The 13316-nt window shown below is 72.3% G+C and carries 7 protein-coding genes and 2 pseudogenes; 3 read left to right on the forward strand and 6 right to left on the reverse strand.

The genetic code is table 11. From position 1 onward, the window contains the following. Window positions 1-47: 47 nt before the first annotated feature. On the forward strand, window positions 48-1358 hold the full coding sequence (locus tag ACIGJO_RS24695) for a trans-sulfuration enzyme family protein (protein ID WP_399961455.1): 1311 nt from the start codon (window positions 48-50) through the stop codon (window positions 1356-1358). Here the strand turns inward: ACIGJO_RS24695 and ACIGJO_RS24700 are convergent. The 5 genes and pseudogenes from ACIGJO_RS24700 to ACIGJO_RS24720 form a co-directional block, all read right to left on the reverse strand. Beyond that, a pseudogene (locus tag ACIGJO_RS24700) lies at window positions 1294-2733 on the reverse strand (GNAT family N-acetyltransferase); the annotation flags it as partial. The gene ACIGJO_RS24695 and the pseudogene ACIGJO_RS24700 sit on opposite strands and share 65 nt — an antisense overlap. Window positions 2734-2798: 65 nt before the next feature. Next, window positions 2799-5576 carry a DUF6493 family protein gene (locus tag ACIGJO_RS24705; RefSeq protein WP_399961457.1) on the reverse strand — a complete coding sequence of 926 codons (2778 nt, stop codon included), beginning with the start codon at window positions 5574-5576 and terminating at the stop codon, window positions 2799-2801. Next, window positions 5573-6946, reverse strand: coding sequence for an SWIM zinc finger family protein (locus ACIGJO_RS24710; protein WP_399961459.1), 1374 nt, complete (start codon window positions 6944-6946; stop codon window positions 5573-5575). The genes ACIGJO_RS24705 and ACIGJO_RS24710 overlap by 4 nt, the downstream gene beginning before the upstream one ends. Window positions 6947-7018: 72 nt before the next feature. Continuing rightward, complete coding sequence (locus tag ACIGJO_RS24715; protein WP_399961461.1) at window positions 7019-8599, reverse strand: alkaline phosphatase D family protein; 1581 nt, start codon at window positions 8597-8599, stop codon at window positions 7019-7021. A gap of 157 nt (window positions 8600-8756) precedes the next feature. Next, the gene (locus tag ACIGJO_RS24720; protein WP_399961463.1) at window positions 8757-10250 is read right to left on the reverse strand and encodes a PLP-dependent aminotransferase family protein; all 1494 of its coding nucleotides are present in this window, start codon (window positions 10248-10250) and stop codon (window positions 8757-8759) included. A 47-nt stretch (window positions 10251-10297) separates the two neighbouring features. Here ACIGJO_RS24720 and ACIGJO_RS24725 point away from each other — a divergent pair. Continuing rightward, a pseudogene (locus ACIGJO_RS24725) lies at window positions 10298-11164 on the forward strand (DMT family transporter); the annotation flags it as partial. 72 nt (window positions 11165-11236) lie between these two features. Here ACIGJO_RS24725 and ACIGJO_RS24730 read toward each other — a convergent pair. Further along, window positions 11237-12067 carry an alpha/beta fold hydrolase gene (locus tag ACIGJO_RS24730; RefSeq protein ID WP_399961465.1) on the reverse strand — a complete coding sequence of 277 codons (831 nt, stop codon included), beginning with the start codon at window positions 12065-12067 and terminating at the stop codon, window positions 11237-11239. Window positions 12068-12188: 121 nt separating this feature from the next. On the opposite strand from ACIGJO_RS24730, the gene ACIGJO_RS24735 reads away from it, so the two are divergent. Then, on the forward strand, window positions 12189-13073 hold the full coding sequence (locus ACIGJO_RS24735) for an RNA polymerase sigma-70 factor (protein ID WP_399961468.1): 885 nt from the start codon (window positions 12189-12191) through the stop codon (window positions 13071-13073). Window positions 13074-13316: the final 243 nt, after the last annotated feature.

Here is a 13316-nt window from a genome sequence, read left to right on the forward strand (position 1 = left end):
GCACGGGCCTTTGCCCCTACCTTCCGGTAGGTGTTCAGGGTGGGCCCATGGACAACGAAGTCTCGATGACGCCCCCGGCCCCATCCCGGTCCAGGGCGCTGGCCACCGAAGCCGTGCACGCCGGACGCGACGATCTCGCCTCACTCGGACTGCACGCCCCACCGCTCGACCTGTCCACCACCTATCCCTCGTACGACTCCCGGGGCGAGGCCGAACGGATCGACGCGTTCGCCACGACCGGCGCCCGGCCGGACGGTCCGCCGGTCTACGCCCGGCTGGACAACCCGACCACCGCTCGCTTCGAGACGGCGCTGGCCCAGCTGGAGGGGACCGACAGCGCTGTCGCGTTCGCCAGCGGCATGGCGGCGCTGACGGCCGTCCTGCTGGCCCGCGCGAGCATGGGGCTGCGCCATGTGGTGGCCGTCCGTCCCCTGTACGGCTGCAGCGATCATCTGCTGGGCGCGGGACTGCTGGGCACCGAGGTGACCTGGACCGATCCGGCGGGCATCGCTGACGCGATCCGGCCCGACACCGGCCTGGTGATGGTCGAGACACCGGCCAACCCCACCCTCGCGGAGGTCGACATCCGGGCCGTCGCCCACTCCTGCGGGTCCGTGCCGCTGCTCGTGGACAACACCTTCGCCACTCCCGTGCTCCAGCGGCCGGCCGAGCACGGTGCCCGGATCGTCCTGCACAGCGCGACCAAGTACCTGGGCGGGCACGGCGATGTGATGGGCGGGGTCGTGGCCTGCGACGAGGAGTTCGCGGCCCGGCTGCGCCAGGTGCGGTTCGCCACGGGCGGCGTGCTGCATCCGCTGGCCGGCTACCTGCTGCTGCGCGGGCTCTCCACGCTGCCGGTGCGTGTCCGTGCGGCCTCGGCGAGCGCGGCCGAGCTGTCCCGCCGCCTCACCGCCGACCCACGGATCTCGCGGGTGCACTACCCGGCGCTGGGCGGCGCGATGGTCTCGTTCGAGGTGCACGGGGATCCGCACCACGTGATCGCGGGGGTACGGCTCATCACGCCCGCCGTCAGCCTGGGCAGTGTGGACTCGCTGATCCAGCATCCGGCCTCCATCAGCCACCGCATCGTGGATGAGGGAGACCGGCAGGCGTCCGGTGTGGGGGACCGGCTGCTGCGTATGTCGGTCGGCCTGGAGGACGTCGAGGACCTGTGGGCGGATCTGTGCCAGGCGCTCAGCGACGGACCTGTCCGCCCCGTGGACCGGGTCCGTCCGGCCGGCCGGGAACTGCCGTCGGAGCCGTCGGAGTTGTCGGCTCCGACGGAGTCGCCGGAGCCTGTGCTGTCGGAGCGGCAGCAGCGCCGGGAACAGCCGGAGCCGTCCTCAGCCGGGCGGTGATGACCAGGGTGCCTTCCTCGATCTGGTAGTCGAGGGGCAGCCCGAGCCCGCGCATGGCCGCGACCATGCCGGTGTTGCGGGACTGCGTCACGGCGTACACGCTCTCGCAGCCCGCCTCCACGGCGAGCGCCACGAGGCGGCCGAGCAGTTCCGAGCCGATTCCCCGTCGCTGCCAGTCGTCCTCGACGAGGAGTGCGACCTCGGTCTCGTCGCCGTCCCAGAGGAGATGGCCGAGCGCCACCAGGCGGCCGGAGGCCGTCCGCACGGCGAGGGTGCGGCCGAAGCGAGGGCTCAGCAAGTGGTCCAGATACCGGTCCGCGTCACGGACCGGACCGTGGTAGCGCAGGCCGAGCGTGCGCTCGGAGCAGCGGTCGTGCATGGCGCGGGCGGCGGCGAGGTCGCCGCGGTCCGCGCGGCGCACGGTGATCTCGTTGCCCTCGGGGAGGGTGAGCACGGCCCGACTGCGCGGGACCCGGGGGCCGAGCCGGGCGTCGAGCTCGACCAGCGCGCGGGCGCGGGCGAACTCGGCCGGTGTGAACGGCAGATACGGACGTTCGACGGTGATCAGGCCGCCGGACGGGTCGCGCAGCCGCATCACGGTCTCCTCCAGCACGCCCTCCACGGGGGCGCTCTCACCGGTGGGGCGTCCGGTGACCGATACCGCGGGCAGCGAGTGGATGGTGCACCGGCCGAGCAGCCGGCGCAGTGCCAGGGGGAGTTCCGCCGCGTCGAGTGCGGTTCGGGTGGCCAGCCCGAGGACGCTCGTCGGTGTGTCGACCAGATCGTGGGCGTCCGCGCGTTCGATCCAGGTGGAAGTACCGCCCGCCGCCGAGATCTCCCGGGTCAGTTCCCGGGCCCGGAGCGTCGCGGGCGCGCGGAGCAGGAATTCGTCGACGGTGCCCCGCGCCAGCGGGTGGGTCTGAAGGGTGAGGATGTCGACACGGAACCGGGCGAGTGCGGTGCACAGCGCGGCCAGGGTGCCCGGACTGTCCCGTACGGTCGTCCGCATCCGCCAGAGCACCGTCTCCCCGGCGGACAGCGACGGTCCCTCCCCGTCGGAGGGGACGGGGACAATGTCCGGGCTCGTGGCCGGGGCCGTGACGGAATCCGCGACGGAATCCGTGGAGGAGGCCGTCGCCCCGCTGCCGGGGCCCGGCGGCGGGGCGTGGCTGTGACGCCTTGCCCACCATGTGTGGAAGGCGGTCGTGGCCACCAGCGCCACGGCCGAGGCGATCAGAAGGTAGGGCCCGTCCGGCTGGTGGCCGATCAGATTGGCGATCGCGTCGGCGACGGCGACCGCCGTGAACAGGGCGGCCAGTTCGATCAGGTCCCGCCGCCAGTGGTGCGGACGGCGGGCACTCTTCGCAGATGTCACATCGGTCATGACCTCACTGTGACCGAGCGGTGTTGCCTGATCGCGAACGTCTTGTGACTGATGGGTTAAGTGTGGATCTGGTCGCCTATGGTCGCTTTTTGGCCAGATTCTGCGGCCTGATTTCGGCTGCTGTCCGACTCCGTCGCACGGCTGTCCTCGCTCGGGCCGTCCGCGGGCCTGGGCTCCGGCCCGCAGACGGCGAGCAGGCGGCCGGCCTGCCGCACGAGTTGCGAGGAGCCCTTGCGCCCGGCCACGGCGCTGAGCCCGTCGATCGGCGCGAGCTCCCGCGCACCGCTGCGTTCCGCGCAGTCCGCGGTGACGGCGAGCATCTCGCCGAGGCCGTACGGAGACTTGGGGTACGCCAGCAGCGGGGGCAGCAGCTCCACCAGCACGGACAGCACCGTCCGGTACGCGCCGGTGGCGGCGGCCGTCCGCGCGGAGTCCGTGAGCCGGCTGAGCTTCACCAGGTCGTGGTCGACGAGGATCGACAGCTCCCGGCCGAGCAGGGGCGCGTCCAGACGTCCCTGTGCGGCGAGAACCAGCAGGGTGTCCACCGCCGACAGCCGGTCCTCCGCGTGCCGGGCCCCCAGCCCGTAGCCCAGCGCCAGATGGATCGCCCCGCCGGCCGGTCCGCCGGCCTCGGCAAGGGAGGGCAGCCACCGGGCCGCGCCTTGCGTACCCTCGTCAGCGCCGTGCATCAGGTCGGGCATCAGCCAGGCGGCCATGGTCTCCCCGTCCTCGGGCAGCGTGGCGAGCCAGTGCTCCGAGTTCGCGCCCTCCCAGTGGTAGCACTGACGCGCCTCGGGGAGATGCGGTCGGCCCAGCCAGTGGAAGGAACGCGGGAACTCCCGCTGGATCACCGGACGCTCCTTGGTGGCGAGGAGGACCCGCCGCGTTCCGGCGGCCGAACGCTGCCACCAGTTGCCGGAGGACGGCCGGCTCTCGCCCGGACGGTGTCCCAGCACCCGGGCGACCGGTTCGTCGGCACGTATCCAGGCGGCCAGCCGGTCACCCTCCGGGGTGCCGAGCAGCGCGGCGGCCTGCGCCGCCTCCAGCTCCCCGGTCCGGCGTACGCGCAGCAGCGCCTGGGCGAAGTCGACGGGGCCGGGTACGGAGCCGAGGCGCTGGTAGGCGCGCAGCCGCTCGACCAGTTCCCGCGCGTCCAGCGACCCGGTGTGCCAGGTCGGCGTCGCGAGCAGGAACGGGGTCTGTCCGCTCCGTACCGCGGCGGCGGCCTCCCACATCCGGGCGAACAGCACCCCGTCCAGCGCTGCATGGGTACACGTCCCCGTTCCGGTCCAGCGGGCGTTTCCGTCCCGCACGACGGCCGGGGACACCAGGTCGAGCAGGGAGGCCGCGATCAGGTCCAGCCCGCTGGGGTTCCTGGCGAATCTCCTGTCGGTCTCCTGCTGCGAGGTGCCGCTGAGGAGCCAGTGTCCGGACAGCGCCTCCCGGAGCGCGGTGGTGAGCGCCGCACGGTCCGTCCGGGCGTGCCGGACCAGACCGTCCAGCGTCCGCTCGAAGGCGGGGGTCTCCCGCGAACCGGACCTCGTCAGCGCCGCCACCTCCTCGACGAGCTCGGCGACACTCTCCGGTGCCGGTTCGAGCCGGCGGAGGGCGGGTGCGGGCGGCAGCTGCTCTTCGTGGGAACCGCTGCCGGAGGCCTCGTCCAGCAGCTCGCCGAACAGCTCGACGGCGGCGGGCCGGTGCATCGGACCCAGCTGTTCCGCGGCGAGGGCGAGCTCCTCGCGGAGCGCGCCGTCCACGGCGGAGAGGTGCCGGGCGATCAGCTTCAGTGCCCGTTCCTGGACGCCGGTGTCCTCGTGGCCGAGGGCTTCAGCGACGACCGGCAGCAGTTCGCCGGCCATCGACGCGTCCCTGCGCAACACCTTCCCCAGGAACACCAGTTGTCCGCGTACGAGCTTCTTCTCCCTGCGGAAGAGCACCGAGGCCGAAACCTCCGCGAGGTCCCGCGGGGTGAGCCGGCCGAGCCCGTCCAGCCGTATGAGCACCTCCTGGGCGTGGCCCGCCACGGTCGAGATGCCGTCCGCCGCCATGCCCATCCAGTCGGCGATCCGCTCCGTCTCTTCCTGTTCGGTCAGGGCGAGCCGGCGGAGCATCACCAGGAAGCAGCGCTGGTCGCCCGGCTTTCCGCCGCGCAGCAGCCGCGTCACGCACCCGTCGACCAGCATCCCGCGGTCCAGCAGGCCTTCCTCCGCCAGCGCGGTGAGCGCGGCGGGCCAGTGTCTCAGGGAGTCGGGTTCCTCGAACCAGCCGACCTGCGGCGGGAGGTCCTGCAGTTCGAAGAGCCGCGGCGCGAAAACGGTCAGATGCGGTTCGGCGCGCAGGATGTCCAGCAGTGACGTGGGTGAGTCCCTGCGCCACCGGGAGGAGCCGACCTTCTCCGTCCAGCCCACCACCAGACTGTCCGTGACGGGAACCGGGCACTGGGCGATCCGTACCAGCTCGGAGATGAACCCGTACTCGGCGTCCGAAGTGGCCGACCTCGCGGCCAGCCGGTGGGCGAGGTCGGCGAGCCAGGCGGGATCGCGGTCCGCGAGTGCTTCCAGGACGAGCGGGTACGGAGTTCGCACCCATTCGCGCAGGACACGGCCGCTCATCCACGCGGCGCAGCCGGCCGCCCCCGTGTGGCAGCCCGCCCCGGCCACCAGCAAGGCCTTCTGGATCTTGTCCTGCTTCTGCCACTCCCAGCTCCGCGCCTCCTTGCGCAGCTCCTTCAGTTCGGTCAGAGCCGCCCTGCGGCCGGCGGGGTCCAGTTTCAGCACGAGCGCGGGAACGTCCTGCGTGCGGCCTTCCCGTACCGCGGTGAGCAGATCGTTCATCGCGCACCTCCGGCGACGGTCGCGCCGCGGCGGACCATCCGGACGGCCAGCGCGTGTTTGCACGGGCCCCGGCGTCCCCGGTAGTCCGCCCACCACGGGCAGGTGCAGCTCAGCACTCCTTCGTGCTCGCGCACCCGGTACCTCCGCTCGCCCGAGGCGACGGAGGCCAGGTCACCGTCCAGGGTCACCGCGCCCGAACCGGCGAGCCGCCGGGCGTCGACGAGCCGCGGATTGTGCCGCTCGGCCCGGTCCGCGTCGTAGGGCAGCTCGCGGTGGAAGTACGCGGCGTCCGCCAGGTCGTATCCCACCCGGCCCGCGGTTCCCAGCCGGGTGAGCGCGGCCCGTACCCGCTCGACCGTCAGTCCCGACTGCTCGGCGAGGCCGGCCGGCTCGATCCGGGGCTCCCAGGCCAGCAGCACCGAGATCAGCTCGGCGTCCGCTGCCGCGTCGTCGGTGGCCAGGGCTTCGAGGACCCCGCCCTCACCGGAGAACCCGCGCGAGGCATCGGGCGACAGCGTCACCGTGAGACGCATCCCCGGCAGGACGACCTCCCAGGCGCTCGCCGCGGCCACGCCGTCGGCCACCGGCCCGTACACCCGCAGGGCCGTCGCATGACGCAGCACCCGCTGAAGAGCCACCAGCCGCTCGGGGCCCGGCAGACACACCGCACCCGGAACCGGCCGGGTCGTCGGCCGCAGACCTGCCCCCGTCGCGATCACCCACCGGGCGCCGCGGGAGGCGCTGCCCGAGGAGCGGGGGAGGGAACGGAGGAATCTGACGGCCTCGGCCGCAGGCAGCTCGGCCCGCAGATCGAAGGCTGCCGAGGCCACCTGTGCCTCGGCGAAGCCGCGCAGCCACCGGTCCGGCAGCGGAACCTTCTTCTCCACCACCGGCCCGTCCAGCGTGGTGACCGTCATCTCCTCGGGGCCGACCCGCAGATGCAGCGGGTCGTCCGCCGTTATCCGCGAAAGAGCCTCCCGCAGAGGGTTGTTGACATCGACATTCGTCGTGCCGTGACCTGTCCGCTCCCCTTCCAGGCCCTCCTGCAGCACATCGAGCCGCGCGTACACCCCGCAGCATCCGGAGAACGACTCGAAGCGCAGCCGGTCCCCGTTCCCCGTCACGACCGGGTCGAGGGACGAGGCCAACGAGCGCTGGTAGTAGCGGGCTGAGGCCACGTCGGCCACGGCCAGCAGGCCTCGCGCGGCGATGCGCGGCGAGGAGAGGAAACCGGCGAAGAACCGGGGATGGGCCTCGGCCCCGCGCGGGGTGAGACCGCCCGAGGTCTCCAGCCCCAGCAGGGTTCCGGTGGGCGAGGACTCCAGGGCGGAATGGCGTGCGTAGGCCAAGGCCTGAACGGATCGGGTCATGGGAAAACCGTAGAGGCCACCACTGACAACGGGCCCCGGCCGAACGCCGCGTACCGGGTCACCAGATCCTGATCACTGCCCTGTCAGACCCGGCTGGAGGACCTTGCTGAACAGGACGGATCCGCCCTGCGCCCGAAGCCGGACCGTCAGTTCTCCGCTGTCGCCGTCGATGTCGACCTCGCCGAAGAACTGCGGCGACTCCATCGGGGACACGTTCGCCCTCTCCGGTGCCCGGACGAAGACCCGCTCGGGGCCGAAGGTGCCGTCGAGCGCGTTGGCGGGGAATCCGCCCGCCGCCAGCGGTCCCGAGACGAACTCCCAGAACGGGGCGAAGTCCTTGAAGGCCGCCCGCTCGGGGGCGTAGTGCTGTGCCGAGGTGTAGTGAACATCGGCGGTCAGCCAGACCGTGCCGGTGATCCGCCGGTGCTTGATGAACCGGAGCAGCTCGGCGATCTGCAGTTCCCGGCCGAGCGGTGCGCCGGGGTCGCCCTGCGCCACCGCCTCGAAGTCCGTGGCGCCGTCGGTGACGACGAGGCCGAGCGGCATGTCCGCCGCGATCACCTTCCACACCGCGCGCGAGCGCGACAGTTCGTGCGTGAGCCAGCGCAGCTGTTCGGCCCCGAGGATGCCCGTCGTGTCGTCGGGCCGCCGGCCGGGCGAGTTGGCGTTGCGGAACGACCGCATGTCGAGGACGAATACGTCGAGCAGCGGTCCGTGCCGCACGACGCGGTGCACCCGCCCTGCGTGCGAGGGACCGCGCAGCGTGGACACGGGGACGTACTCACGGAACGCGCGCATCGAACGCGCCGCGAGGATGTCCACGTTCTTCTCGGTGTAGCGGGCGTCGTCCAGGATCTGACCGGGGTACCAGTTGTTGCGCACCTCGTGGTCGTCCCACTGGATGACGGAGGGCACCTGGGAGTTGAACCGCCGGAGGTTCTCGTCCAGCAGGTTGTAACGGAAGTTGCCGCGGTACTCGTCGAGGGTCTCGGCGACCTTCGCCTTCTCCTCGGTGGTGATGTTGCGCCAGATCCGCCCGTCGGGCAGCGTCACGCTGGGCTCGATCACCCCGTCCGCGTAGATGCTGTCGCCGCTGCACAGGAAGAAGTCCGGATCGAGGCGGCGCATCTCGTCGTACACCCGATAGCCGCCGATGTCCGGGTTGATACCCCATCCCTGCCCCGCGATGTCCCCGGACCACAGGAAGCGCACACCGTCACGGCGCCGCGCGGGCGCGGTACGGAACGTTCCGTACACCGGCCTGCCCGTACGGCGCGGGTCGTGCGGGTCCGAGAGCGTGACGCGGTAGTGCACCTGCTCACCCGCGGGCAGGCCGTACAGGGGCGTCGTACCCGTGAAGTCCGTACCCGGCCCGACCAGCGGCCCGTGCCAACGCCGGGCCCGGCGGAAGGATTCGGTGGCCGAGGTCTCCACCAGCATGCGCGCGGGGCGGTCCGACCGTACCCACACGAGTGCGGAGGACGACGTGACATCACCGGCCTGGACACCCCAGGCCGCCTCGGGCCGTCCCGAGCGCGCGAAGGCGGGCGCCGTCCCGACGGCGGCGGGCAGCGTGACGGCCGCCGAGGCCAGGAGCGAACCACGCAGCACGGTCCGACGGCCGGGGGTGTGGATACGAGGACGGTTCGACATCGGTGCGCCTCCAGTGGGCGACGGTGCGGAGCGACGGGGCGGGACAGCGATCACGGGACGCGGCGGTGTCCGTCGCGTGGTGATCGCCAGGTCATGCCTAGTGCCCGGGGGAGGCTGCCACACCAACCACAGGTGAACAACCGCGATGACGCGCATGTCACCGCTGATCCCTCACCCGCGCCCGCGCCAGCAGCCCCACTCCGCGCGCGATGTCGGCCGGAGTCAGATGGGCATAGCCGAGTACGAGGCGCACGGCGTCGTCATCGCCGTCCGGGCCGCCCGCCGTGGCGTAGTCGCGCAGCGGACGCAGCGCGATGCCCGCACCGGCCGCCCGGTCCAGGAACACGCCTTCGGCTCCGTACCGTTCGGGCAGCCGCGCGATGATGTGCAGACCCGCCGCTATGCCACTGATCACGACGCCGGGGAAGTGCTCGCGCAGCGCGCCCACCATGGCGTCGCGGCGCTCCCGGTAGGCGCGCCGGCAGCGTCGCAGCTGCCGGTCGTAGCCGCCTCGCGTGATGAAGTCGGCCAGCACCGCCTGGTCGATCGCGGGGTTGCCCAGATCCATCGTGCGCTTGCGCTCGACGATCGCGTCGGTCATGGACGCGGGGGCGATCAGCCACCCCAGACGCAGCCCGGGAACGAGCGACTTGCTCACCGAACCGGTGTACGCCACTTGTTCGGGGTCCAGACCCTGCAACGCGCCGACCGGCGCCCTGTCGTACCGGAAGTCTCCGTCGTAGTCGTCCTCCATGATCACCGCGTCGCGGGCGCGCGCCCATGCGAGCAGCCGGCTGCGGCGCCCGGCCGAGTAGCCGATTCCGGTGGGGAACTGGTGGGCGGGCGTGGTGACGACCGCGCGGACTCCGGAAGCCAGCAGCGGATCCACCGCCAGACCCTCGTCGTCCAGCGGCAGCGCGACGACACCCAGCCCGGTCGAAGCGAACAGCGACGCGTGCTCGGGGCTCCCCGGATCCTCGACGCCCACCGCCGACAGCCCCTGCCCACGCAGTACGAACCCCAGCAGGGTGGCCGCCTGCGCGACACCGGAACAGACCACCAGCCGATCGGGGTCGGCGACTACCCCGCGCCGCCGGGTCAGCAGAGCGGCCAGGGCCTCGCGCAGCTCCGGCAGCCCGCGCGGATCGGGGTAGCCCAGGGCGCTGTGCGGCAGTCTGCCGATGACCGCGCGCTGGGTGGCGGCCCACGCCGCACGCGGGAAGAGCGAGAGATCAGGGGTGCCGGGCCGGAAGTCGACGCGCACGCCGGGCGCACGCGGCGCCAGATCGCGTGCCCCGTGCAGCGCTGGCCGGACCCCGACGCTGACCCAGGTCCCCGCGCCCCGACCGCTGCGCAGATAGCTCTCCGCCACGAGCTGTTCGTACGCCTCGGTGACCAGGCCGCGCGACACCCCGAGTTCGGCGGCCAGCTCCCGGCTGGACGGCAGCCTGGTCCCCGCCGCGAGACGGCCCGAGCGGATCGCCTCACGCAGCGCCGACCGCAGCGCACGGCCCCTCTGCCGGGCCGGAGCGGCAGTCGCGGGGAGCAGTAGCTCCCAGGCTCCGGAGCCGGGGGCGGGCGGGCCGCCGCCGGCCTCGCCGCCACCGCGACTCTCCGTGCCGGCAGGCGAATTGGTCCCCGAAGACTTCATGGAAGTGGACCTTAAACCGGTCCGGTCCGAAATCTAGCGTTGCCCGCATGAACGCACCTTCCGTACGCGGGGTACTCCTCGCCGCCTTCGCCTGCGTACTCGTGGGCGCCTCCTTCACCGCGAACAGCGTCCTCGGCGACTACCCGTACGCCGGAGGCCAGGCGCTGCGTTACGGTCTGGCCGCGCTGCTGCTCCTGCCGCTGATGCGCCGGAAGGGAGATGCCGCACGCCGCGAGGGAAGCTCCGGGCTCGCTCCGCTGCGCACCCTGTCCCGGCGGCAGTGGGGCCGGCTCGCCCTTCTCGCGGCGGTCGGCATGGTCGGTTTCAACCTGGCGGTCCTGGCCGCCGAGCGGTCGGCGGAACCGGCCGTGCCCGGGGTTCTCGTCGGCTGCGCGCCCATCGTCGTGGGCGTGCTCGTCCCGCTGCTGGAGGGCCGTCGCCCGTCCCGGACCGTGCTGTACGCGGCCGGGCTCGTCGCGGCCGGGGCCTTCACGGTCCAGGGGTGGGGGCGTACCGACCTCGCCGGAGTCCTCTGTTCGGTGGGCGCGCTCGCGGGAGAGGCCGGTTTCGCCGTGCTCGCCGTACCGCTGCTGCGCCCGCTCGGCCCGAAACTGCTGTCGGCGGCCGTCTGCGCCGTCGCCGCCCTGGAGTCCGCGCTGCTCGGTGCCCTGCTCGACGGGCCCGCCTTCCTGCGGCTTCCGACTCCCGCCGAGACGACGGCGCTGCTGTGGCAGGCCGTCGTCGTCACGGTCATCGGTTTCGTCTGCTGGTACAGCGGCATCCAGCGGATCGGCGCCGAACGCGCCACGCTCTTCTCCGGCCTGATCCCGGTCTCCGCCGCTCTCACCGCGCCCCTCGTCGGAGCCGGTGTGTACGGCATCGCCCAAGGTGCGGGCAGCCTCCTGGTCGGTGCGGGCGTGGCGCTCGGCTCCGGGGTCCTGGGGCGCCGTGTGCTCACCGGCTCCGCTCCGGAGGGCTCCGGTGGGTCAGCGGCTCGTGTCGAGGACGACGCGTGCCACCAGGGCGGGGTCGTCGTGCATCGGGACATGACCACAGCCGGGCAGGCGTACGAGACGGGCGCCGGGGATCGTGTGCTTCGCCCGGACCCCCTGGCGGCGCGGCAGCAGCCGGTCGCGGCTGCCCCACGCGACGGTGACGGGAAGCCCCGGGACGTCGTGGGCGAAGACGGAGCCCCGGCCGACGGCCAGCGTCTGGTGGAATCCGGTCGCCCCGCGCAGGGCCATGGTCTCCGCGAGGACCGCGTCGGGTGAGCGCCGGCCGGGCCGGGAGTAGATGGTGCTGGTGAGGGCGGTGCGCCCGGCCGCGCTGAGCGAGAGCCGCTCGATCATCGTCACCGGCAGCGCCAGCGCACCCCCGCGCATCGCGCGCAGGACCGCGAACGCGTAGCGCCGTTCCGCCTCCGTCCAGAAGCCGGCCGGGGACAGCGCGGTCACCGAGCGGGCGAGCCCCACACGCCCCATCTCCAGGGCGAGCAGCCCCTCGAGCGAATTGCCCGCCACATGCGGACGGCCGACGCCGAGTTCCGCACAGAAGGCCCCGAGGACCGGGGCCACCGAGTCCGTGGCGTACGGGACACCGTCCGGCAACGCCGGGGAAGCTCCGAATCCCGGCAGGTCCACGGCTATGACGTCGCGCTCGGCGGCCAGGATCCGCAGCACCGGGTCCCAGGCCTGGCGGTGGTGGCCGATGCCGTGGAGCAGCAGCAGCGGTTCCCCGGAGCCGCTCCGTTCGTACGCGATGGAGACCGGGCGGGGGCCGTCGGCCGAAGCGATGGTGAAGGAGACCGTGGCGGCCATGTAGCTGCTCCCTGCGGTGGGTAGACGTCGCGTCAACAACAATTACCGTCCGGTAGCTCTCAGTTCAAGGGGGTGGCGATTCTCGCTGGACAGCGTCCGGCACGTCGGTTGGGATGGGGGAGTGACAGCCGATACCGCGACCGACGTCTTCGAGGAACACCGGCCCGTGCTCACCGGGGTCGCCTACCGCATGCTCGGCCGCGTCGCGGACGCCGAGGACGTGGTGCAGGAGGCCTGGCTGCGGTGGTCGTCGGTGGCCCACGAGGAGGTACGGGAGCCGAGGGCGTTCCTCGTGCGGATCACCACCCGCCTGGCCATCGACCGGCTCCGGCACCTCCGGTCGCGCCACGAGAGCTACGTCGGGCCCTGGCTGCCGGAACCGGTGGTCACCGACTTCGGCCCCAGCGTCCCCGACGCCGCGGAACGGGCCGTACTCGCCGACTCCGTGTCCTTCGCCGTTCTGGTGGTCCTCGAATCGCTCTCGCCGCTGGAGCGGGCGGTCTTCGTCCTGCGCGAGGCCTTCGGTTTCCCGTACGCGGAGATCGCCGGCGCGCTCGACCGTACGGACGCCGCCGTGCGCCAGCTCGCGGGGCGCGCCAGGCGCCATGTGGAGGAGCGCAAGCCGCGCTACGACGTCGATCCGGCGGAGCGGCGCGATCTCACCGAGCGGTTCCTGGCCGCGGCGTCGGGCGGAGACATCGAGCAGCTCCTCGCGCTGCTGGCCCCCGATGTCCGGCTCGTCAGCGACAGCGGTGGCAAGTCGAAGGCCCCGCGGCGGATCATCGAGACCGCGGACAAGGTCGGACGGTTCCTCTTCGCGGTGGCGCACGAGGTGGGGCCGGACATGGAGTTCCGGATTGCGGAGTTCAACGGCGGCCCGGCGCTGGTGATGTTCTCGGGAGGAAAGCCCGACACCTTCTTCCAGGTGGACGTCAGGGACGGAGCCATTCAATGCGCCTATATTGTTCGAAATCCGGACAAACTTGGCGGTCTGGCCCTGGAATAGCCGGCCGTCCCGGCCGTCCGGGCTGACTTCTCGCGCCCCACAGGACATCTGAACGCCTGGTCACAGCCTCACGTGCCGTCCCGGCCGTGGGGCTTTGTGCTGCGCGCGGCTCACGGCGTCAAGAACGTCCTGTGAACGCTCTGCGCCAGAGTCCCGTTTCGCTCCGTCACGGACTAAGGATTGGTCTTGACCAAGGGGGTGCGTCACCCTAAGGTCACCTTAAGACAGGAACCTTTAATAAAT

Source organism: Streptomyces sp. NPDC079020 (assembly GCF_044542225.1).
GTDB lineage: Bacteria > Actinomycetota > Actinomycetes > Streptomycetales > Streptomycetaceae > Streptomyces.